This is a genomic window from Acaryochloris sp. 'Moss Beach' (assembly GCF_021497025.1).
Classification (GTDB): Bacteria; Cyanobacteriota; Cyanobacteriia; order Thermosynechococcales; family Thermosynechococcaceae; genus Acaryochloris; species Acaryochloris marina_A.
Genome location: NZ_CP071717.1, coordinates 4,470,168 through 4,493,286, shown reverse-complemented (window position 1 = coordinate 4,493,286; position 23,119 = coordinate 4,470,168). Strand labels below are relative to the sequence as shown.

Here is a 23,119-nt window from a genome sequence, read left to right as displayed (position 1 = left end):
CTAAATAAAGGTACTGAATTTCTGGAAATTATCCTAGAGAATCCTAGTCAATCGATACCCCGCGCACGGTTGCCGCTTGTCGACGCCCCGCTAAGGGCGCACTTGCGGCAGCCCGCTCCCGCAAACGATGGGATTGGAAATGGGCTTGCCATAGGGAGGGGGCATCTAGGGTTTCTCCACCATGGGCCGTTAAGCGTTGGCGCACTTGGCACAAGACCGGGGTATTCACACACATCCCTGAAATAATCACCTGGCCTTTGGTCAGAGCGGGTAGTTCTTTCAACAAATCTCGGCCAGCTGCTTCTACGCCGTATTTGAGGCTATCTTGATCCACTGGATTGACGATACGCATGATGAACTGGCTCATGCATTGCGACAACACATCTGAGTCCAGCTTGCCAGGGCGCTGGGTAATCAGCCCTACCCCTAAACCAAATTTGCGGCCTTCACTGAGGATGGTACGAATCACCGCTTTGCAGCGGGAAGGCTCATGGGCAGGGGCAAAGCGGTGAGCCTCTTCCAGGAGAATAAAGACAGGATAGGGCAGATAATTTTCGTCTTCGGCTGTGATTTTTTCTTTGAGGGTGTTCATGCGAGCCTGGTTGGCTTGGCGGAGAATGGCGGCACAAATGACCTGCTGTTCTTCTTGACTAATTTCGTTCATTTGCAGAACGGTCACTTGCCCCGGCTCAAATAAATCTTGAGGGGTGAGGTGTTCAAAGGCATGGAAGTAGGGGGAGTTAGCGAGTTTTTCTAGTTTCCATTCCAGGGCTTGGGCAGAGGAACCCGGCTGATCATTACCGCTTTTATCTTGAACAACGTCAGCTTCATTAACCTCGTAAATCAAATCATTGATATCCCAGCGGGCATTTTTACGTTTCCTAGCCTGGAGATTGTTAAAGCCTTTGTTGAGGATGGCCTGCTGGCGCTCACTCATTTCCGGCAACAGCATTTTGATATCGGCATAGCTGAGGGACGAAATTCGAATGGTAATCTGCTCTGGCGTTAGGATTTGCACCTGGGGAGCATAGCCATCTTCACTGCTAAAAGCGGGATGGCCGCGCATGGCTTCTAGGGTGCCATATTCGCCGTGGGGGTCAAAAATTAGGACGGCTGCGCGATTATGAGGACGGAGGAGTTCTTCAATCAAAACGCCAGCGGTATAGGATTTGCCGGAGCCTGTGCCCGCCAAAATCGCCATATGGGTACTGACGAGTGCTTTGACATCTAGGCTAATGGGAACGGCATCTAGATCCCGCAGCAGTAAGGATCCAATCGTGGCTGAGCCCACCTCTCCGACTTGGCGCTTATTCAGAATCCGCCGCAGGGTAGGATCATCAGCGCGATACACTTTGGCCCCTGGTTCGGGGGGCTGGCGCGGATTCATAAACCCAAGATTGGGATGGAAGTAGCCGATCACATCCACAGCCACTTCATAGATTTCGGGACTGGAGTACTTAAAGCCGATCAGAGCAGCAATGGCACTGGGGTCGATTTCTGTATCTGCAAAAATGCGATCCGGGAGATGATCCACGAGGGTGCAGGCTGAAATCTTACCTAAAATTTCGACGGGAACATTGTCAGTTTGGATGAGGCGATAGGACACAAATTCGCCAATTTTGATGTGTTGGGTATCGGCGGTGATAAACACATACTGGTTTCCACTTTCTCCAGGTCCTTTGACCGTGCCAATCACATTGGTAGCCTGTTTGCGTTGCTCTCGAACCATAAACCCTGTTCACAAACCGCTTTCTGTTGGCTACATGGTATACGAGGGATGTCAAATTGACACCTTTATTCCTAATCCTAGGACCCAAAAGAGACGAAATCGGGAACCTAGAGGGCATTCAGAAACGTCTATGTTGACTACGGAGACTGTGATAGAGCCACCAGAGAGGCAGTGATTGAAATGACACCCACTTGCAAATAGGTTTGTTAGCCTTTGTAAAGAATCGAGAAGCGTCATAACCTCCAAAATTCCTAATGATGGGTTTGCTAAGATGCCAATAACTTAACTTGGCCCTCAATCTCACCCTAAAAATTGCGCTTCCCCGTTCCTGACCCTGCTCTGTTTCAATCTGCCGATGTGGAGTGCATCTGAATGCCAACGCAGCAGTATCATCCCCCAGCTACAACCATTGCCAACCGCTACCGAATCGTGCGGGAACTTGGCCAGGGTGGGTTTGGCTGTACCTATTTGGTCGAGGATATTCATCGATTCAATGAGCGATGTGTCCTCAAAGAATTTGCCCCAGCCAGTGAAAGTAGTGAAATTCTGCTAACAAAGGCAAAAGAGCTATTTGTGCGGGAAGCAGCGGTTCTCTATAAGCTGGATCATCCCCAAATTCCTCAATTCCGAGAATGGTTTATGGGACCGCAGGATCGGTCTCTCTGCCTGGTCCAAGACTATGTTGAAGGGGACACCTATCAGGCCTTGCTGCGAGAACGAGTCAAACAAGGGCAAACCTACACCGAGTCCGAAATCTATCGGTTTTTAACTCAACTTTTGCCGGTGCTCGACTACATTCACCGCCAGGGGTTAATCCATCGTGACATCTCTCCCGATAATCTGATCCAACGGCAAAGGGATGGGTTACCGATTCTGATTGACTTTGGAGGTGTTAAGCAAATTACGGCCAGTTTTGGCAAGTTTGTGGACCCCAATAACCCTGAGCAAAAATTTGGGGGGACCACCATTCTAGGGAAGCCTGGATATGCCCCAGAAGAACAGATCCGATTAGGCAAAGTTTATGAGCATAGCGATCTCTATGCTTTAGGGGTAACGGCTCTAGTGATGTTGATGGGCCAAGACCCCCAGGAGTTTTATGATGCCAATATTCGGGCCTTCCAGTGGCGGCATATCGGCGTGGATGAGGAATTGGCGCGGATCTTAGAGACGATGGTCGCCACCCAAGCTAATGCCCGCTATCCTTCTGCCCAAAGAGCCTTAAGAGATTTAGAGCAGCTAGGGCATCTGGCCACCCCTTCTCCAGGACGAAAACTACCTACACCTCCCCCTCTCAATCAGACTGCATCCGATTTTCCGCCACCACCCCCAACGGATATCGCCGAATTTAAGGCTGAGGTCACCCAGCATACGGTAGTTGCTGAACCTGTAGTGAAAGAGCCGGGGGTGGTCACTAAGGTTGGCAATAAAGTCCAAAACTGGACGATCACCCTGCTGAAACAAGTGATGATTTTGGGTGCGATCGCAACTCTGTTAGGCGGCGTCATCTGGGCTATCCGTGAGCGCGTCGATACAAGTAACGTCGCTCCTGTCAGTCAAAAAGAGCCTGCCCAACCCAAAGCACCGCCCTCTTTATCTCGGGAAGAGCTGTCCCGAAAAGCCCGATTGTTCGAGCGGATTGATGCCCTAGGAGTGTCTTCTCGCTACTTCAACCAGGTCACCAACGAAGCCTTTTTCTTGGAATATCCCAACTATCAAGGTCGAGCCTTGACCCGGAATGAAGGGGATGCACCTTTGCGAGAACAGTGGGATGAAGTGGGATTCCAGGTTTTAGAAGCGATGGGTAAGCTCAATCCTGAAGTGCGCGATCGCATCGGCCAATATCAACTGCGCGATCGCAAAAACTTAGACCAACAATTGCGCCGCAAAAAGGTCAATAGACGCCGCTTTTATCGACGAGTCGAAGAGACATTGGTGGATGATTTACCGATGTATCGAAATGTCGATCTGCCAGGCAAACGAGCCCAGCAACTGTGGTTTGCCATTGCCCAAGATCGATTCTTAGAGATTGAAGATGATGAGTAAAAGTCCAATGGAGCTTTGCATTTAAAGTACATTAATCACTGAGCTGCTGACGAAAGTGATTGAATTCCATGTAGGAAAAATCACGGTGCTTTCGATAGCTCTTGTCCTCACAAAGCTTGGCGGTTTTCTCCAGTTGGCTATAAATCAGCTTCACAAAATGGTCAGCTTTGATATTGAACGCGACCAAAGTGGTTTCGGTGCATTGACTGGATTCGGGAGGACCTTCCGGAAAGCTGGCGAGTTGAACAGCATACCGATGATGCTGTTCATTAAACTGCTTAAACCGAAGCCTGTAGCCTCCAGGTTCATCCCAGAGCAAAAGCTCAATGGCAGGCACCCGATGGTGTAGGCTGCTCGCGAGATAGCTCAGATCCACAATCGGGTCGGAGAAGACATGCGTGATACAAAGGTGATGGATTTCTCCCCCCACATAGAGGAGCAAATCACTCCAGCCGTGGGGACGGAGCACATACAAAAAATCGATATCATCCCCCTCATACAAATTGGCTTCTCTCCTGATGAATTCTGAATAAGATTTTTGATATTGCACCTATTAAAGGAAACTCACACCTATTAAATCAGACTCCAGTTTGAGGCTTTCTGGCATCAGCGAACTCGCCATTTCAAGGAGGATTGCCCGAGGGCAGAAACTAATTATCTTCTCAGATTGAATTAAGCTGTCTCTAGTCTGGGCGAGATAGAATACAGTCCTCCACCTACTTATACAGGGCAAGGAGACAAGGATTTTTTGCAAATTCTGAGTATATTCAATCAACGATAAGCATTATATGGGCATTAGTTTCATTGATAGCGCTTCAGGTGTTATTCCTGAGCTATACCTTGGTATTTTGACGCTGATCGCCGTATACAGCTTCCACAAAATTTCGATTATTTGGCGATATTACCTGCATCGTCGTCGCGATATTCAGCCGCTACATAGATTCTCCGACGCTGAACTGCCCCAGGTCACCATTCAGCTCCCTTTGTTTAATGAGATGTATGTAGTGGATCGGCTCCTAGAGGCCGTTGCTGCTTTGGAGTATCCCCTGGATAAACTACAAATCCAGGTATTGGATGACTCGACGGATGAGACACGAGACATTTGTCTGGCTAAAGTGCGAGAACTAATGCAGCGCCAGCTCAATATTGACTATATTCACCGTTGCGATCGCAAAGGCTATAAAGCAGGTGCCCTAGCTTACGGGCTGCAATCCGCCACGGGGGATTTGGTGATGATCTTCGATGCAGATTTTGTGCCAGCCCCCGATACCTTGCTCAACATGGTTCACTATTTCGCGAATCCGAAGGTGGGAATGGTTCAGGCCCGCTGGGGACATATTAACCGGCACTATTCCATCCTCACAGAAATCCAAGCCCTGATGCTGGATGGTCATTTCGTTACGGAACAAACCTCTCGGAATCGCTCAGGCTGTTTTTTTAATTTCAACGGTACGGCTGGGATTTGGCGCATCCAGACCATCGAAGATGCTGGAGGATGGCAGCATACGACCGTAACAGAGGATTTGGACCTCTCTTATCGAGCACAACTCAAAGGGTGGGACTGTGTTTACCTGCCTAATCTTGTAGTCCCAGCCGAATTGCCCATGGAGATGAATTCCTTTAAATCCCAGCAGTTTCGGTGGGCTAAAGGCGCCAGCCAAGTGGCCAAAAAGCTGCTGATGCCTATTCTGAAATCTCAAGCCCCCTGGCATGTGAAAGTGGAAGCCTTTTTCCACCTCACCAATAACTTTAATTACCTACTGCTCTTAGCCCTGCTTCTCTTATCCTTACCCTACCAACTCTTTCTCGCTCAAACGGGCTGGCGATATGGTCTAGCTATCCATCTCCCCCTATTCCTAGTCACCACCCTGAGTCTGTTGGCTTTTTACTCAGTGGCTCAAGAAGAGCAACTGGGTAAACAATCTCCATGGAAATTGGCTTCCAACTTGTTTTTATTAATGAGTGTGGGGATTGGACTCAGTATTAATCAATCCCTAGCCGTTTATGATGGCCTGTTCCGGGTGGGACGTGATTTTGTCCGCACGCCCAAGCATGGCGTCACTAGTAATGAAGAAGACTGGAAGACCAGAAAATACCGCGCAGCCAGAAATTTAGTTCCCTACTTGGAACTATCTATGGTGGCGTATTTACTCGTGACCATTAGCGTAGCAGTCGTTAATGCCCATTACTTATCACTACCGTTTTTGCTACTCTTTTTGATCGGTTATGTCTATGTTCTTTCCCTCAGCATGTTTCAACGGCGCTAAGTTCGCCTACATTGACCTGACAACCGAGCCGAAACCAACGGGCACTAGAGAAAGTTGAAGAATGCCTAAATCAAGGCAAAACCTAGAACAATTTGTGATTTTTGCTGGCTAGCATTTCACTCGCTATCTCAGCATTAACGGGTCTGCAAAACAGATATCCCTGGCCATATTCACACCCTAAGTTCGCCAGTTGGAGTTGCTGTTCAGTCGTCTCAATCCCTTCGGCGACGACATCCATCCCCATGGTTTGGGCTAAGGTCACAATGGCTTGAACAATGGCAACGTTATCGTCTGCAGCATCCAGCCGACAGACAAAAGACCGATCGACTTTCAAGGTATTGACGGGGAACCGATGCAGGTAACTCAAGGAAGAATAGCCCGTGCCAAAATCATCAATGCTGAGGTAAATCTGACGGTCTCTCAGCTGCTCCAGAATCTTGGCCGCCGAGTCGGAATTCTCCATAATGGCGCTTTCAGTGATTTCCAGCTTTAAGCATTCGGCGGGGAGCTGGGTCTCGATCAAAATTTGATCAATCGTTTCAATCAGGTTGGGCTGAGAGAATTGTTTAACGGATAAATTGACGCTCATGGTCAAGGGAATATCCGTCACCTTATTCGCCTGCCATTCATTCAGCTGGCGACAAGCTTCCCGCAATACCCACTCCCCTAGGGGAATAATTAAACCCGTATCTTCAGCGAGGGGGATAAATTTCCCAGGAGAGATAAATCCTAATTCCGGGCTAATCCAGCGAACCAGGGCTTCAAACCCTGTAATCATGCCCGTATCTAAGGCCACAATGGGCTGATAGTTGAGAATAAACTCTTGGCGTTCGATGGCCCGACGCAGGTCTGTTTCTAGTTGGAGAGTACTTTGGACATCTTCATGCATACTGGCATTGAAGACGACATGCCGCGCTTTGCCCATGGCTTTGGCCCGATACATGGCGGTATCGGCATCCCGCAACATCTCTGTGGGTTGTCGATAGTCCGGGCTGCTCATCACAATGCCAATACTGGCAGAGACGAAAAACTCGTTGTCCCCAATATGAAAAGGCTCTAGTAAGCTGCGCTGAATAGCAGCTGCCACATCCGTGGCCTGTTGCTCACTGGAGACATTTTTGAGCAGAATGGTGAATTCGTCGCCCCCTAAGCGGGCGAGGAGTTGATCGCCCACGCAGCGGTGAAACCGTTTTGCGATCGCAACTAAAAACTGGTCCCCAACCAAATGCCCCAAGGAATCGTTAATGGCTTTGAAGCGATCGCAATCAAGAAACAGCAGGGCAAATGATTGATCAGAATGGCTCTGGGCTTCCTGTAGGGTTTCTTCTAGGCAGTTGAGAAACAAAGTCCGGTTAGGCAAATCCGTCAGTGGATCGTGCATCGCCATATATTTCAACTGCTGCTGCACTTTTTCCCGCTCAGCAATTTCTTGATTCAGCCGTTCTGTCCGCTGGATTACCCTTTCCTCTAGGTCAGCATTGAGGGCTTGAATCTGGGCTTCGGCAGCAATGCGATCGCGCACCTCGGCTTGTAGTCGTTCATTTTGTTTGCGCTGTTCTTTTTGCAACCGACCAATGGTCAGTTGATTTTCTACCCGAGCCAAAATCTCAGCCAGTTGAAAAGGCTTGGTGATATAGTCTACCCCACCCACTGTAAAGGCTTTGACCTTATCCAAGGCATCGTCTAAGGCACTAATAAAAACCACTGGAATCTCTTGGGTTTGTGCTTCCGACTTCAATCGCTCACACACCGTATAGCCATCCATCTCTGGCATCTTGATATCCAGCAATATCAAGTCGGGCATGATGTTTCTGGCCCCAATCAAAGCCATGGAGCCATTGGCTGCCCCTCGCACCTGATAGCCTTGCTTCGTTAACGCCGTGGACAGGATTTGCAAGTTATGGGGCGTATCATCAACAATCAAAATCAAGCCCTTCGACTCTTCATTCGAAGGCAAATCCACCGTCGGGGATGTAGGCGTATTCAGTGTCATGGCTAAATTCGGCTAAAAAAGGAGTAGAACGAGATGCTCAGCTTGCACTTTAGTGTACCCAGTTCAGATCATTGAGGAACTTTCATTACAACCGAGAAAAGTATTTCAATCATTACCTACAATCCCCCCTTTCATAGACATGGCATCATACAAAATCGATGTCATATCTACGCACATACTATTTTTGCCATACTTACTGAATTTTGTCTTTGATTTACAAATCTTCAGCATAATTCTTTAAATATGAAAAAAATAAAGAGAAAGACTTCCTTTTTCTTGTCGTTATTAGAAAAAGTACTCCTTAAGTCGATAAATATAGAGCTTCGTTTACCCTTCCTCATCCAAGTCAAGCCAAACCTTACAGCCTCTACTGAGTGAGCAATTTGGCAATAATAGGTTGACTACAAAATCACCATCATAGGGGGGCCGTAATCTTAGGATTAGTATTGGCATCAATATCTTGATACACCACTTCTTTTTTAGTTGCGTCATACAAAATTAAATCAACATCAAAACAGTCTTCATTACAACCTGCTGTCATTGATTCATTGACCGACAAATATTGTTCGAGGTCAAACGATTCTCCTTGCTTGAGCCACATAGAATAAGGATGAACTTCACTGGCATATCCCATCCCTAAAGAGGAAAAAATGACTGAGAAAGAGAGTGCAAACAGGAAAAAGAGTTTTACAAAATAGTTCATTGTTGAATCCATAAGCAATCACAACTAGTGTTTCGGGCCAAGCGCTTGAACAGCGCTGGCCCGAAACAGTTTTTCTAGTCCACCTTGGCGGTAAACCGAATATAACCATAGGAATTCACAGGTACACCTGCAGCGGTGGCATTGGGAACATTACTGCTCAGTTGCACCGCCACGGCACCGTTGGTATTCGTCCCATCACAGTTGATATTCGGTAAAGTCACCATTGGATCGACATTCGGTTCAAAGTAATAGCCCTGGTCACCATCCGGCCCATTGGTGAGGGAGACTTCATTTGTGCCTAAACCTAGCATCATGCCGCGTCCAGATCCGGCTATTCCGCCTGGATCTTGATTGGGCTGGTTGTTGTAGGTATTTCGCTCATAGGTGGTGAAGTCAGGAACGCGATCGCACAACGTCAAACTAAAGGCTTCCGATAACCCTGTATTTAAGAAGTAAATTGAATACTCCAAGTCATCACCGGGCTTTACGGGAGTCGATAGATTTAAGGCCCCTCGCAATGAGTTACTCACGGGTGAAGGCCAATGTGGATCGTTATCATCACCGTCGGAACCATCCTCAAACCCGGTCACATTGACTCCATTCACTGCCGTAATCCGCTTCACTAGCAAGATTTCGGGGGGTAATCTATCTGAATTTACTGTTAAAGTCGCCGTCGGTCGGGAGGTATTTTCAATAACGGTGGGGTTTCCGCCCGTCATTGGGTCGATGGAGGGCTGAATTTCGGCCGTCAAATCTCCCCGCTCAATCCGGTTTTGATAGCTCCCCATCAAACTAGACACCACATCTACTTGAACTTGGCAATTGGCCCCCGGTGCGAGGGTTGCCCCGGTCATCTGCACTACAGATCCCCCAGGAGTCACCGTTACAGTTCCACTTGTACAGGTCGTCGAAGCATTGGGGGTATTGGCCACAAATAAATCGGCAGGCAGCGTATCGTTAATCGACACATTCGATAACGATTCACCCGATTCAGTATTGGTCTGATTATTGGTAATCGTTAAAGTCAGTTGGCTAATCTCGCCCCCCTCTACAGAGGTGGGATTAAAGGATTTGTCAGGAGTGATGGCTGCCTGAGCAGTCACGGTAGCCTGGGCCAACTGACTGTTAGTGACATTCTCTTGACTAAAGACATCCCCCGGCTGCAGTTGGTTAATCTTATTGCCGGTATCCAATGGTGTGACTCGAACGGATACCGTACAGCTATCGTTATCACTTAAGGATGCCCCCGTTAAAGTGAAGGTGTTTTGGCCGGGTATAGCTGTAACTGTCCCACCACTACAGGTTGTGGAAGCACTGGGAACTGAGAACACAACCATATCGGAAGGCATCGTGTCCGTAAGCCCTAATTGAGTAACAGGAATCCCGTTACTAGGGTTTGTTACTGTCACCGTTAAGGTGGTTGGGTCACCGACTATAAGACTTGTAGGGCTAAAGGATTTATTGAGATTGATATTGGCAGTTGTCCGTGTCAATGTTCCATTGACAGCAATCGGATTCACAAATCCTTCAGCAGTATTAATAGTACCTGCTGGCAAGCTATTCAAGAATGAGCTACTGCCAGTTTCATCCATAATGACTTCAAAACTGATAGTACAAATTCCTTGTACTCCACCTACCTGTGCAGGTACGACCCCTCCCACAAAATCGACTGTTTGAGTACCTGGGGTCGTAGTAATAGTGCCACCACAGGTTGAACTGGTGACTAAAGGATCTGCAACAGTAACATTCCCTTGTGTCCATGTATCAGTAAATGACGTAACCGTTAAGGGCTGATCCCAGGTATTCGTTAACTCAATGACTGCCGTGGACTTACCCCCCGCAACCACTTCAGCCGATTGGAAGGTTTTGGTGCCTTCTAAAGGGGAAGTGACCGTTAATGTGGCATCATCTTCGACTGCAGTTTCCCCTTCATTATTACTAAATCCAGATGTTGTATTGGTATAGTTCACCGGAGGGATAAAAGGCGCAGCATTGGTCGTATCAATCTCAATGACATCAAACTCGATCGTACAAGTATCAACAGTTGGATCACTATCATCCACAGGGGCAATACTGCCATTGGTCATACTGAAGAATGTACTATCAGGGGTGTTTCCTGTAAAAATAGGTGTACTGCTAAAGTCGCAACCAGATTGGCTAAAGTTAGCAGGCGTTGCGACCTGTAAATTAGGATTGGGAGTATTTGTGGTTAGGTCATCTGAGATCGCTACTCCTGTTAAAGGAAGTGTTGTCCCCGTCCCTGACCCCGTTTCTGTACGGCGATTATTGCGAATGCTGATACTGAGCTTTGAAGGGACGCCTCGACGTACAGAACTGTTGTCATCAAAATTATCAAAATTCTTAACGATCTCAACGGGATTCACAACGTTTAACCGGCCTTGGTTTCCAGTTACCGCGTTGCTATCAAAACCTTGGTCATTAATGATCGAATCGTCAGGAATCACATTGTCTATAGGAGCTATTGGTGTGTTAGCGGGTACGAATACATCGACTTGAATTGTACAAGTTGTATTGGTACCAATCGTTCCATCTCGAAAGGTGAGTACATTTGTACCTGTAGATGCTGTTATAGTTGGTGTTCCGCAATTGCTATTAGAAACATCTGGTGGATTGGCAATCTCTAAACCGCCCGGTAAAGTATCATCAAAATCTACTCCTGTTGCACCAACAGCATTTGAATTATTTCGGACTGTAATTGTCATCCTTGCGGTATTACCAGGAGAGATTGCATTGCTGTTGGAGTAACCCTTATTGACAACTAATGCAGGTCGAACATTGATACTGTCCGAAGCTGCTTCAGTATTAGAGCGGCCTTCAGTATTCCCTAAGGCACCAATAGGAAGAGTATTCGTTACAGCAGACCCGTTACTGTCTCGAATATTGAAAGGCGCTGGAGAGTCTTCTGGAGCCGTACGGTTTGGATCGACCTTAACTGTGACCGAGATAGTACATGAACCTAAGCTGTTAGTTGCCGCATCTGAGCCGGGGACTTGAGCTGAAGAGGAAACGTTAGCACTATTTAGTGTAAAGTCAAATGCTCCTGGTGTTACTGAGAGAGTCTCCGAAGCTCCAGATGGAGTACACGTGGTCGACGCATTTGGGACATCTGCGACTACTAAAGGAGCAGGCAAATTATCTGTTAGGGTTGCATTTGTGAGGATTCCACCACCATTGGTAATGGTAATAGTTAAATTTGTGGTTTCACCTTCATCTCGTCCACCATTGCTAAAGTTTTTATCAATAGAGATTTCCGTCTGCACATTCAAATTAGCGCTGGGGGAGTTACTATTACTAATCAAATTCTCTGTGCTCAGCGAACCAGAAGGAATGTTGTTGGAATAGGTTCCGCCATTTGGCTGAGTAACCGGAAAGGTAACGGTACAAGAACTTTCATTGGGAAGGGTGCCGCCAATCAGTTCAATGCCAGTGCCCCCTGGCTTAATGTTGACCGTGCCGCCAGTACAGTCCGTAGTGGGAGTAGGAGCCCCTGCCCGCTCATCGACAATTAGTTGAGGTTCTTCCCAGCTTTTGGTGATTCGGTTTAAACCCTTACTCAGAAAGAGATTTGCTTCTTTCTCATGAAGCCATAATTAGTCGCTTGGCGAGTAGTGTTAATCCTGCCCTGCCAAACATCTGACGCTTAAGCATTTTTAGTTTGTTGTTGAGTCCCTCCACCGGACCATTACTGACCTCCATCATCATGCTGGCTTTGACTGCAGCATAGTCATCCATGAGACCCGCAGCAAACTTTTTCAACGGTTGAATTGGACAGGTCAATGCCTTCATCAACCAACAATCAAAAGCATCGGCCTGTCGTTGTCTGAGCAACTCAAGGAACGTATGAGCTAAATCAACAAGGGTTGCTAAGTCCGGGTGTTGTTTGACCAGGTATTCCAACAACTCTTTATTTTCGGGTTCTCGATTCTCTTCTTTGAGCACAATTAGATAGGCTGCTTGACGAGGTGTAAAAGGAGGAGCTTGAGGATCAATGACAGTGGGTAAGGACTTTGTCACTGGAGCACGATATGAAGGAAGGCTCTGAGCTTCGCGGAACCCACGAAGGTAACGCTGGAGAGTGCGTTGGGAGCCTTCATAGCCATTCTGTCGGAGCAATACCATCAAGACTTTGGAGTTCGTTATTCCAGAATTCCACCAAGCCACAACCTCCTGTTTGTAGGGGTCGAGTAGGCTCCTACCCAAGGTCGGACGTCGGTTATAAGTTTCTGGAAAATCAGGTCGGGTACCATATTTGCGAACAGTACATTCACTCACTCCGACTTTGTCTGCAATAGCTGCAGTCGACCATTGTTGTTCGCGGAGAGCTTTAATTTCTTGCTGCTGTTGTACCCGAATTTGATGGTTTGCCTGTGCCCGTTCTTGAAAGGTTGCAGTGGCAGTCGATTGAGGAATTACAACAACCGTTGCAGTATGCCCTAGATTTGAGCTAGTGACTGGGTATTGCTCCCGTGAAGCGGCTTTAAGCTCAGCATGGTAGTTTTCCAATGAAAGCTCAAGCGCTTCACTCAAATTTTTGACTAGATGAAAGCGATCTGCAACTTGTCTGGCGTCTGGCGCAGCCTTATCCATGGCACTTTTGTAGGTCTTGGAACGGTCACGGGATAATACTTCTATACCTGGATGCTCTCGTAGCCAATCGACCAATGTGTCTGCTTTGCGATCTGCTAGCAGGGCAATAGGTTGATGAGTCTCTAAGTTGACTAAAATTGTGCCGTAATTATGGCCTTTTCGGAACGCAAAGTCGTCTACCCCTAACACTTTTGGAACCTCGAACTCAGGGAGGGGAAGGCGCTCTAAGTGGTTGAGTAGTGTACTGCCACAGCTAAAATAGCCCAGACACTTGCCTAGACGAGAACCAGCAGCACCGCCTAAGGCTAACCCAATCTCCTGGAGATGCTGAACCTGGCGTACGGTTTTCCTGGCCCAAGGTGCCGCCACCTCTGGAATGCGTTCGGTAAAAAATACGACGGCGACACTCTGAATTCGGACAAAAGAATTTGCAGACTAGCACGAGCAAGCTTAAGCTGAAGTGCAAGCAGGGTAAGTCGGCAAGGGTTCGTTGATATCGACTGTGCACTCGATGAGCCACGCTACCGCACAAGGGGCATGGAGCCACCGTTTGGGTGGACATAACACTCAATTCCAAATGCTGGTGTTCTACATCCATTTCATAGTCGTTCAATTGGAGCCCGTTGGGGCTAGGTAATAAAGCTTGGAGTAATTCCATGGCCAGAATATTGCAAAGACTCTAGCTTCAATGGTTTCACAGATTTTTCATCGCATCACCAAAAGCTGGGAAGAGCCTTAGTTGAAAGGGGCTGCTGGGCAAATCGTCCGTGAGGGTTGGAGTGGCTGTTGTGCCCGTCAGGTCATATTCATTCGGGTTATTGATGCGGATGGTGACAATTGAGCGGCCATCTCCAGGAATGGTATTGGGCGCGAAAGATTTATTAAGGGTTGCGGGGGATGAACTATCAACTTGTAATGTTGCTGCAGTGGGATCTTGGTTCTCACCGGCATCTGTAAATAATGCACCTGCAGGAATTGTGTCATTATGGTTGCCGGCACTAAAGCCTCTGACTGGAATTTCGATAATACATCCAGGGGCACCAACCGGTATCGTTCCCCCTGTAATAGCAAATGAGCCTGTACTACCACCTGCACTACCTGTGGTGATGTTGACTGTACTTCCGCAGGTATTGGTTGTGGCTGCGGCATCGAACACTAAGTTTCCCGGTGAAGACGGCAACGTATGGTTGAGACTGGTGATATTAACAGGAGCAGCAGTATTGTTGTTGAATGTTAGTCGATAGGTGACCGGGTCTCCAGGCGGGCTTTCTGTGGGTACAAACGCATTCAAAATGGCTAAGTCAGGATTGGGAGCCGCCACCACTGGCTCATGGAAAATCAACAAGTGACCCATGAGGGCACATAAAAATGTGCCGAAAGCCAAAATCAGTCCTCTTTTGGTCGAACGGCTCAATCCGTGTAGCCAAGCTTGCCAGCGAGCAAGATTTATTTTCGGGAAACGAATGCGTTTCATCATGGAATTACAAATTTTTGGTTCAGAGGTTTACCGCCATAACTCCATCGGTGGAGAAATTTCCCTTAATGGAGTCCTTTTTACAGAAGGGTAATTTTGAACCATCCGCCCAACTCCCCCCTATTTGTTTCCGTCGATCTGTCACTTGCACCCGCGATCTTCAGTTTAAAAAGGATAAAGTCTGATTTCGCTCCAATAGTATTCCCAGAGCAAGAGCTGACTCTACACCAAACCTTAGAATCCTTCGACAAGGGCGCCTACAGAGAAAGACAAATTGAGTAGAACAGGTTGATGCTTATAATTGCGCGAATCCAAGATGTTTCGCCCTAGCCAAGCAAATAAAAATATTGCCGTAGTATTTTGTGCCTTACACCAATCATAAATTCTAGTATTGGTGATTCACTGTTTAGAAGATCTATTGAAGAAGAAGTTTTCTAGCTAGCTATAGATGGCTGATCAATAGTGGCTATAATACTTTGACTTAAAATCAGAATAGAGCCATTGGAATAGAGCAAAGATCAAAGATTTTTTTCGAAGTAGAAATCAATTCTGAAATAAACCAGTGAAGCAAAGCGCCAACAAGACTTTTAGGCTTTTAAACTAGTTAACTTAGTTTATTATTTTTTTATCTCAAAAGATATTTATAGGAATAAGTTTTCACAAGCATCTGAATAGCACGAAAACTTATGCATATCCGAAAGAATGGCTTTCACTTCCTAATCGTTAGTGGTCTATTTGTTTAGTCATGATGTAGAAGTGCAGGAGGCAAAGGAATTGCAATCTTGTTAGATTTTTTAGCAGAGGACAGGACTTCCTTACATGACATCATAGGTAAAGTCTTTGGGCTTATTTCTATTTATTCAATATGCCAACTAATGATCGATTTCGATGGCATTTGACCCATCCTGTTAAAGACACTTTTACATCAGCAATAAATTCTGTTGCACTGGCGTGCTTCTATCACCCAAATAGCAAAAAAAAGCTTTGAGTCGGTAGCTTTTGGGTTATCAGTTTATCCTATGTCCAGAAAAAATATGTTCCCCTGTTCCTCAGTCCTAGAAGCAATCACAAGCAAATCTCCATTTGCAAAGAGAAGCAAGAAATCGCGATCTCAAGCTTGGTTAACCAGCCTTCTTGTGACTGCTGTCACCACTTCTGTAGCTCTGCTCCCAACTGCAGCCCACTCCCAAACCCGCAATTACTCCCCTCGTTTCGCCGCTCAGGCAAGAGGCCGTACCACCATCTTTGGTAATGCAGTTACTTCCTGTGCTGATGGGGTAGCACCCTTGGGTGGATCAACGAGTTGTGCCGATGCTCGTAACGCCACGGTTACCCCTGCAACTGCGAATAACGATTACTTTATCGATTATGTAGACATTGACTCAGACGGGACGACCTTTAACTCTTCCTCTTCAACCTATACTTTTCCAACGGCTAATCCAGGATTTGATATCGTTTGGGCAGGGCTTTACTGGGCGGGCAATCCCACTGCAGGGAGTGGCACTGGAGCATCTGCCGCTCCAAATGCAACCCAAACAAACCAGATGTTATTGCAAGTACCTGGATCCGCAGGCTATCAAACTATTACTGCTAGTCAAGTGGATACGAGTGGAAGTGCTTATAGTGCCTTCGCTGACGTTACGGCATTGGTGCGATCAGGCACTGGGACAGGCGAATATTTTGGAGCCAACATACAAACCGGTACAGGGGGTGACCGCTACGGCGGTTGGGTTCTAATTGTAATGTATCAAGATGACACCGAAGTCCTCCGCAACATGACTGTCTTTGATGGCTTTTTACGTGTTTTCAACAACACCGTAAACACTTCGATTAGCGGTTTCTTGACCCCAACTGCCGGACCTTTTGAAGCCGCTTTTGGTGCCTTCAGTAGTGAGGGGGATGTCCGTTTTCAACCTGATAACTTCTTAATGAATGGGACATTAGTACAGGATGCGACCAATCCCTCTAGCAACTTTTTTAATAGCTCTAACTCACTGTATGGAACAGGTATAACAACGAATACGACAGTGACTACTCCAGGAGGACAAACCCTCGGTCCTATTAGTAGAAATCCTGCACATCCTAATCTACTGGCTTTGGATATGGATATTGTGGAAGCCTTGGACACGAGCGGTAATCCCATTATTCCTAACGGTGCGACATCAGTAGACTTGCAATTTACCAGTAATGGAGATGCCTATTTCCCCACTGCCTTTTTCTTCGCCGTGCAGGTCTTCCAACCCGTCCTCGACCAAAACTTCACAAAAACCGTCACCGACGTGAATGGGGGCGATCTCAACCCTGGCGACATTTTGGAGTACACCATTACCTACCAAAATACTGGAAATGACAATGCGACGGATGTCATTTTGAGGGATGTAATACCGACCAATACCACCTATGAACCCAATTCACTGCAGATCTTGGTGGATCCCGATCCATTGATAACACCTCCCCTTGCTCAGACAGATGCTGCCGGAGATGATCGAGCTGAGTTCGACAGTGCGAACAATAGAGTTGTATTTCGATCTGGAATTGGAGCAGATGATACGAATGGCGGGATTGTTGCCTTTGATGATCCAGCCGTTCCTGGAGCAGTAGATGATACCGTTTCCATAAGCTATAGAGTCAGAGTAAGTTCAGGCATATCTTCTTTTCCTACAACAATTTCCAATCAGGCTGACATTGACTACGTTGGGCAATTTTCGGGCACTCCTTTCACGGGGGTTAGCGATGACCCTACAACAACAACCCAGAACGATCCAACTGATATTGATGTAGTCGAAGCCCTAGATGACTATGGCGATGCCCCTGATTCCTACGGCGATGCCAGCCACACCATATCTCCCACTCTCTATCTAGGCAGCACAGCCCCACCTGATAGTGAACCAGACACCCAACTTGGAACCGATGCTGGTGCCGGTGCAGATGGAGACGACGGTGATGGTACCGATGATGAAGATGGGGTCACCTTTAGCCCGTCCCTCAGCTTCCCCGACACCGTTCATGTCGTGCAAGCAGGGATTAGCAATGATGTAGATGTTGTTGCCACAGGTGCAGGCGTCCTCAATGCTTGGATTGACTACAACCAAGACGGCGACTTTGATGATCCAGGTGAGCAGATCTTCACCGATGAAAATCTAAGTGCAGGCAGCAATAGTATTTCCTTTACCCCGGATATAACGCTCTTGCATGGCACGACCTATGCTCGCTTCCGTTTCGGTAGCCAAACTAACCTGGGACCAGACGGATCCGCCACAGATGGAGAAGTTGAAGATTACGAAGTCAATATTGCCTCTCCCGTTACAGATATCAATGCCTGCGCCGTGACGGGCCTAGTCGATGGGGAATTTGAGCTACTAGATATTGCCCAGGCTTCCCCTACCCCAGTTCTATCCTTTGGCAGTGTTCCCACAGTATCTCGCCAATATAACGAGACGGATGTACCCGGCTGGAACTTTGAAGGTACGACTACACCTACACCGCTGGATGATATAGAAATATGGCAATCCCAACATGGCGGAGGGCAAGTTCCCTTTGATGCCTTTGAAGGGGGACAACATGCTGAGATCAACGCCGAAGAAGATGGCGCTCTATTCCAGGATGTGGTGACCACACCGGGGGCGGCGATGGGCTGGCAGTTTGCCCACCGGGGTCGAACGGGCAACGATACCATGGAGTTTCGCCTTGGTCCTCCTGGTGCTACCGTCAGCCAAGGGACATTTACCTCTGGCAATGATGTCAACGACCCCAACGAAGGATGGAAACTCTACAATGGCACCTATACCGTTCCGGCGGGGCAATACGTCACCCGGGTTGAATTAAGAGCAGTCTCTACTGCTACCGGCGATATCAGAGCTGGAAACTTTATCGACACCGTAGATTTTACCTTACCGCCCTGTATTCCCCCTTATGATCCTAATTTACTGTTAGTTAAACGGATTACTAAGATCAACGGCAGCACAAGTAGTGTTAGTGGTGACAATTTAGCGGCCTATAAGCAGGAAGAAGCTTATTTTTATGACGACAACACCATAGAAGCTGCAACCCCACCCGATACGGATAAGTGGCCTAATACCACTGGCAAAGCTAGCAGCACTTTCCTAATTGGTGGCACAGATGGCGGTCGGACTCGGCCGGGGGATGAAATCGAATACACCATTTATTTCCTCTCCACTGGAAATGTAGATGCTGCAAGCGTTCAACTCTGTGATAAGGTGCCCGACTTCCAAACTTATGTCCCAGATGCCTTTAACTCCGTCACCCCCGGACCTAGCGGTGGTGTAGGAGCTAATCGAGGCATGGTGGTGGAGTATGACGGTAATACGTTCTCCTATACCAACGATGCAGACGGTGACATTGCTCAGTTCTTTCCACCTGGTTCTGCACTACCCGCCGCTTGTAACGGTACAGCAGCCCAAACCGAGGATAACGGCGCAGTTGTCATCAATCTGGGGAATCTGCCCCACGCCATCAGCACAGGCTCTCCCACCACTTCTTATGGTGCCATTCGTTTCCGGGCCACGGTGAAATAGCTCCTTACTGAAGATAATGTGGTAGGTTCCAAACCATCCGTTAGCTCGCTGGCCTCTCTAGACAACTGTAAGCTCAATCGTGGTCCCTGCCTGGCGTAAGCGATCGGCCAGCACATCGCCTAATCCAGTCGCTGGAGTCAACACACCACCGCGTTGCTTACCCGGCAACTGATCAGCCTGAGTCGCTAAACACAAGGCCGATTCACATAAAAACTTCACTGTCGAGCGATTACCTGGATCGCCTTGATTGTGAATCATGCCCCGCACCTGTTGGCCATTGCTGGCCTGCCCTATCAATTCACAACGGAACCATCCTTCATCCATCACCTGAGTAGAAGGACCGCTGCCCGGTTGAGGCAGTCGAGACTGTAGCAATGATCTAGCCCACCCTTGACTTAAGGCCAATCCAAATACCCCCGTGGCCAAAGTGGTGCCGAGGGCAGCTAACGGTCCATCAAATTTCAGATATTCCTGATAGGCAAAATGGGCACCATAGGACTCTTGCCATTGATCAAAGAGGGCGCTACTGCGTCTGACCACGCGAGTATTCACAGGTCCCATGAAAAAAGGTGCCGTCCAGACCTGCAAGTCTGAGTCATACTGCGGTCCCTTGGGATCTTGGCTCAGGGGTGCAATATCGAGGGGGGACTCTTCCGGGGGATTGAGTAAATAGGGATCCGCCATCTGGGAAGACTCTCCTGACTGCATCAAGTTGATGGCAGAAGCCAAGGTGCCGCCATTAAAGCCGCCTGCAGCTTTGAAGCAAGCTTTAACTTGCCGACAAGAGACACCCAATTCCTGCTGCATAAATCGCACTACCAAGTAGGTGCCGAGGTCCGATGGCACCGAATCAAACCCACAGAAGGGAATAATGCGGGTGCCATCGGCTGCGGCTTTGGCATGGTAGCGCTGGATGAGTGATTTGACCCAGGGGGTTTCGCCGGTGATATCGACATAGTGGGTCTGCTTACGGACACAGGCATCCACCAACAAATCCCCATATAAGGCGAAGGGACCGGCAGTATTGAGAATGACGTGGGTCTGCTCAGCAATGGTATCTAGCCCCTCTTGGTCCTGGCTATCGGCTACTAAGACATCCGCAGCAGAAGCACAGTCAGCTTTGACCTGCTCAAGTTTTTGGCGATTCCGACCTGCGATCGCCCATCGGATTTGCTCACCCGCATGCTCGGCAAAATATTCAACCGTTTGCCGCCCAGTAAACCCACTCGCTCCATAGAGAACAACATCATAGGGTCGAGGATTGCTCATACAGCGTCCAAGTCAACGGCTCTTTTATCGTATACTGATTAACCTTTTGCTAGGTTTAAGGAAAATAATCTCAGGGCTAGAGTATAGATTTTCCAAACTTAGCTTGACCTGAGATGATGGATCCATCTGAATCGCCAGCTAACTATGCAAGATATCAAAGACAAACTCGCTGAAGACATTGCGGATATTGAATGGAAGGATCTGATTCCCCATTCTCAACGGGATGCCATTATTGTGGTGACGCCTCATTTAGATTTGCTGGATGTGGGGGCTGCGATCGCAAATGACAATACCCAATCTGTCCATCATTGGATCAGCGAAAGTCTGATTTACAAGCCCTCGGCTCAACAGTTGAGCGACTGGAATACTCAACCAGAGACAAAATTCACCACGTTGATTGTGCAACCCTTTGTTCTAGTTGCTCAGAGCGATTAGAGTATACGCGAATTAGAGACATTACAGTTGTCCAAGTTTTTGGTCCTGATAGAGGTTTATCCAACAATATGTCGCTTTTATAGCCCATTTAGGGGGGATCAAACTCTCAAAATATAATCTGCATGAAGAGGGTATTATTCGGCAATTGACATTAAATATATTGGATTGAGGTGTCATGCATTACGCTGCCGTTTAACCTTAGTTATCCCGCTGGACAAACGGCAATGCTACATCGCGAATATCAGTACGTCGGCCCAGCAGAGATTCACGATATTGCCCGAACTCAACCAGCTGGAACATCAATCCTCTGTGCAGATGACCTTTGTCATTGGCTCACGTCCACTGCGACCGAAAAAACACAAGAGGGCAGTTGGATCGCAACCTTTACAATCGGCGTCAATGAAACTCTGCGTCTAGCAACTCGGAGATCGGAACATATTGCTTGCGCTGCTGGTGGTCCTGTTCTTTCAGCAGGTGAAATAACGATTGACCAGAACCATGAAATAGCTACAATCTCAAATCAATCCACAGGATTTTGTCCTGAACCTGAGTCTTGGTGGGTAGTTGAATCAGTACTGAATCGCATTGGTATTAAACATCCCGGTCGATTCACAGACGTCATTGTGTTTCGACTATGCCCTAACTGCAACGCATGCAACATCGTCAAAGATGCGTGGTTCTATTGCCAACTTTGTGATGCTAAGCTTCCAGAGAGATGGAACTTTCCGTTGATTGAAAATAAGCGATAACAATGCCATTCATCTGAACCGCTAATCCGGTTAATGATGAAGACTCTCATCAGCGGGCAGCAGGCCGCTGCCCGCTGATGAGAGTCATTAGGTTTCACATAATGGACTTAAAATCAAGCCTTTACGGAGTAGATCTCACTGATAGTTTTGTATTAGATTGGCGGTACCAGGGAGACTCCCTTATATTCGATTTAGAAGCAAGCCTTTGGCCTGAGAACGTCGCATATGAGACACCCAAGCCAAATGAATACACTTGCTACAAAAAGGCTAGGCTAGTCTTTGCTGGGGTTAGAAAAATATCAGGCCTCAAGCAAAAGGAGGACATTGTTCCTACGAAGGATCAAGATGGTTCAGTTGATTACGGATGCATCGATAGCTACCACCATCGTGAACCGACTACACACATTCTCTGCGGTAACTTCGGTCGTGTTGAATTAGTCTGTACCTCAACTTTATTTGAGGTTATCTCAACCAAATAAATCGTTGAAGTTGATCACCTTTAGCTGAAACTAAACTTAGTCATTAAAATGGGATGTTGTTCACCGACTAAATTTAAAACTTGTTTTTGGTGCACATAAAAATGCCACACCTGAAAATTGTGATGGGATTGTTATTGGGGACATCATAGACCGCCAATTGGTTCAATAAACTGCGAGACCGCAAAGCTAAAGCACGTGTGCAAGCACGTATTGACCGTATCGAGATTGGCAACTTCGGCGATGTTGCCGGGGTTAGCGAGCTTCGCATTCATTATGGTCCGGGTTACAGAGTTTACTTTGTGCAACGTGGTTCAGTTGTTGTCATCTTGCTGTCTGGTGGCGATAAAAGCTCCCAAAATGCTGATATCAAAAGGGCCAAGGAAATTGCGAAACAGTTGGAGGATTAATGATGCCCATAAGCACAACTCACTGGGATTCTGCCGCGCATCTCAAAACAGACGAAGATATTCAGCTATACCTAGAGGCATGTGTTGAAGAAGCAGAAGATGATCCTGCTTTAATTATTCATGCTCTAGGAGTTGTCGCTAGGGCTAAAAACATGAGTCAACTCTCCCGAGAAACAGGTTTGAGCAGAGAAGGGCTGTATAAAGCGCTATCAGCTGATGGCAACCCCACTTTTGCGACTATCGCAAAAGTTACTAAAGCCCTCGGATTCAAGCTAACCATTCAGCCAACGCAGCTGTAGCTAATTTCAGCTTTAACCAGCGATTGCACTAGACATTCAGGCAGCATGACCAATACCGTATTTTTTGATCTGTTCATGCCAGTGAGGCGAGGCCGTTTTATCCAGATCCAGAGTGTTGCTTTACTATTT

The 23,119-nt window shown here is 47.5% G+C and carries 16 protein-coding genes and 1 pseudogene; 8 read left to right on the top strand and 9 right to left on the bottom strand.

The annotated features are described in order from the left end of the window. Nucleotides 1–43: 43 nt before the first annotated feature. Nucleotides 44–1,729 (bottom strand): ATP-binding protein, encoded by a 1,686-nt coding sequence (locus HRE53_RS21125; protein WP_235107822.1) that lies wholly within the window; start codon nucleotides 1,727–1,729, stop codon nucleotides 44–46. Nucleotides 1,730–2,101: 372 nt separating this feature from the next. On the opposite strand from HRE53_RS21125, the gene HRE53_RS21120 reads away from it, so the two are divergent. Further along, nucleotides 2,102–3,772, top strand: coding sequence for a serine/threonine-protein kinase (locus HRE53_RS21120; RefSeq protein ID WP_235107821.1), 1,671 nt, complete (start codon nucleotides 2,102–2,104; stop codon nucleotides 3,770–3,772). Between the two features lie 31 nt (nucleotides 3,773–3,803). On the opposite strand, the gene HRE53_RS21115 is transcribed toward HRE53_RS21120, so the two are convergent. Beyond that, nucleotides 3,804–4,274, bottom strand: coding sequence for a hypothetical protein (locus HRE53_RS21115; RefSeq protein ID WP_235107820.1), 471 nt, complete (start codon nucleotides 4,272–4,274; stop codon nucleotides 3,804–3,806). A 286-nt stretch (nucleotides 4,275–4,560) separates the two neighbouring features. On the opposite strand from HRE53_RS21115, the gene HRE53_RS21110 reads away from it, so the two are divergent. Continuing rightward, nucleotides 4,561–6,039, top strand: a complete 1,479-nt coding sequence (locus HRE53_RS21110) for a glycosyltransferase (RefSeq protein ID WP_235107819.1) — start codon at nucleotides 4,561–4,563, stop codon at nucleotides 6,037–6,039. An 82-nt stretch (nucleotides 6,040–6,121) separates the two neighbouring features. On the opposite strand, the gene HRE53_RS21105 is transcribed toward HRE53_RS21110, so the two are convergent. From HRE53_RS21105 to HRE53_RS21080, 6 genes are all read right to left on the bottom strand, one after another. Further along, nucleotides 6,122–8,032: a GGDEF domain-containing response regulator gene (locus tag HRE53_RS21105; protein WP_212665173.1), complete on the bottom strand. Its 1,911-nt coding sequence runs from the start codon at nucleotides 8,030–8,032 to the stop codon at nucleotides 6,122–6,124. A 415-nt stretch (nucleotides 8,033–8,447) separates the two neighbouring features. After that, on the bottom strand, nucleotides 8,448–8,747 hold the full coding sequence (locus HRE53_RS21100; protein ID WP_235107818.1) for a hypothetical protein: 300 nt from the start codon (nucleotides 8,745–8,747) through the stop codon (nucleotides 8,448–8,450). Between the two features lie 62 nt (nucleotides 8,748–8,809). Then, nucleotides 8,810–12,055 (bottom strand): hypothetical protein, encoded by a 3,246-nt coding sequence (locus tag HRE53_RS21095; protein WP_235107817.1) that lies wholly within the window; start codon nucleotides 12,053–12,055, stop codon nucleotides 8,810–8,812. A gap of 277 nt (nucleotides 12,056–12,332) precedes the next feature. Further along, nucleotides 12,333–13,712 (bottom strand): ISL3 family transposase, encoded by a 1,380-nt coding sequence (locus tag HRE53_RS21090; RefSeq protein WP_235106882.1) that lies wholly within the window; start codon nucleotides 13,710–13,712, stop codon nucleotides 12,333–12,335. Continuing rightward, on the bottom strand, nucleotides 13,597–14,001 hold the full coding sequence (locus HRE53_RS21085) for a transposase family protein (protein WP_235107816.1): 405 nt from the start codon (nucleotides 13,999–14,001) through the stop codon (nucleotides 13,597–13,599). The genes HRE53_RS21090 and HRE53_RS21085 overlap by 116 nt, the downstream gene beginning before the upstream one ends. 36 nt (nucleotides 14,002–14,037) lie before the next feature. Next, nucleotides 14,038–14,697, bottom strand: coding sequence for a hypothetical protein (locus HRE53_RS21080; protein WP_235107815.1), 660 nt, complete (start codon nucleotides 14,695–14,697; stop codon nucleotides 14,038–14,040). Here HRE53_RS21080 and HRE53_RS21075 point away from each other — a divergent pair. After that, nucleotides 14,696–14,911 (top strand): hypothetical protein, encoded by a 216-nt coding sequence (locus HRE53_RS21075; RefSeq protein WP_235107814.1) that lies wholly within the window; start codon nucleotides 14,696–14,698, stop codon nucleotides 14,909–14,911. The genes HRE53_RS21080 and HRE53_RS21075 overlap by 2 nt on opposite strands. 1,042 nt (nucleotides 14,912–15,953) lie before the next feature. Continuing rightward, nucleotides 15,954–19,352 (top strand): GEVED domain-containing protein, encoded by a 3,399-nt coding sequence (locus HRE53_RS21070; protein ID WP_315875782.1) that lies wholly within the window; start codon nucleotides 15,954–15,956, stop codon nucleotides 19,350–19,352. A 57-nt stretch (nucleotides 19,353–19,409) separates the two neighbouring features. Here HRE53_RS21070 and HRE53_RS21065 read toward each other — a convergent pair whose 3' ends face one another. Then, nucleotides 19,410–20,621 (bottom strand): trans-acting enoyl reductase family protein, encoded by a 1,212-nt coding sequence (locus tag HRE53_RS21065; protein ID WP_235107813.1) that lies wholly within the window; start codon nucleotides 20,619–20,621, stop codon nucleotides 19,410–19,412. Nucleotides 20,622–20,765: 144 nt separating this feature from the next. On the opposite strand from HRE53_RS21065, the gene HRE53_RS21060 reads away from it, so the two are divergent. From HRE53_RS21060 to HRE53_RS21045, 4 genes and pseudogenes are all read left to right on the top strand, one after another. Then, nucleotides 20,766–21,056, top strand: coding sequence for a DUF2288 domain-containing protein (locus HRE53_RS21060; protein ID WP_212665167.1), 291 nt, complete (start codon nucleotides 20,766–20,768; stop codon nucleotides 21,054–21,056). Nucleotides 21,057–21,280: 224 nt separating this feature from the next. Continuing rightward, complete coding sequence (locus HRE53_RS21055) at nucleotides 21,281–21,805, top strand: hypothetical protein (protein ID WP_212665166.1); 525 nt, start codon at nucleotides 21,281–21,283, stop codon at nucleotides 21,803–21,805. 631 nt (nucleotides 21,806–22,436) lie between these two features. After that, nucleotides 22,437–22,691, top strand: a pseudogene (locus HRE53_RS21050) (type II toxin-antitoxin system RelE/ParE family toxin); the annotation flags it as partial. Then, entirely contained in the window at nucleotides 22,691–22,990 is a 300-nt protein-coding gene (locus HRE53_RS21045; RefSeq protein ID WP_235107812.1) for an addiction module antidote protein, read from the top strand. The pseudogene HRE53_RS21050 and the gene HRE53_RS21045, both read left to right, overlap by 1 nt. Nucleotides 22,991–23,119 lie beyond the last annotated feature (129 nt).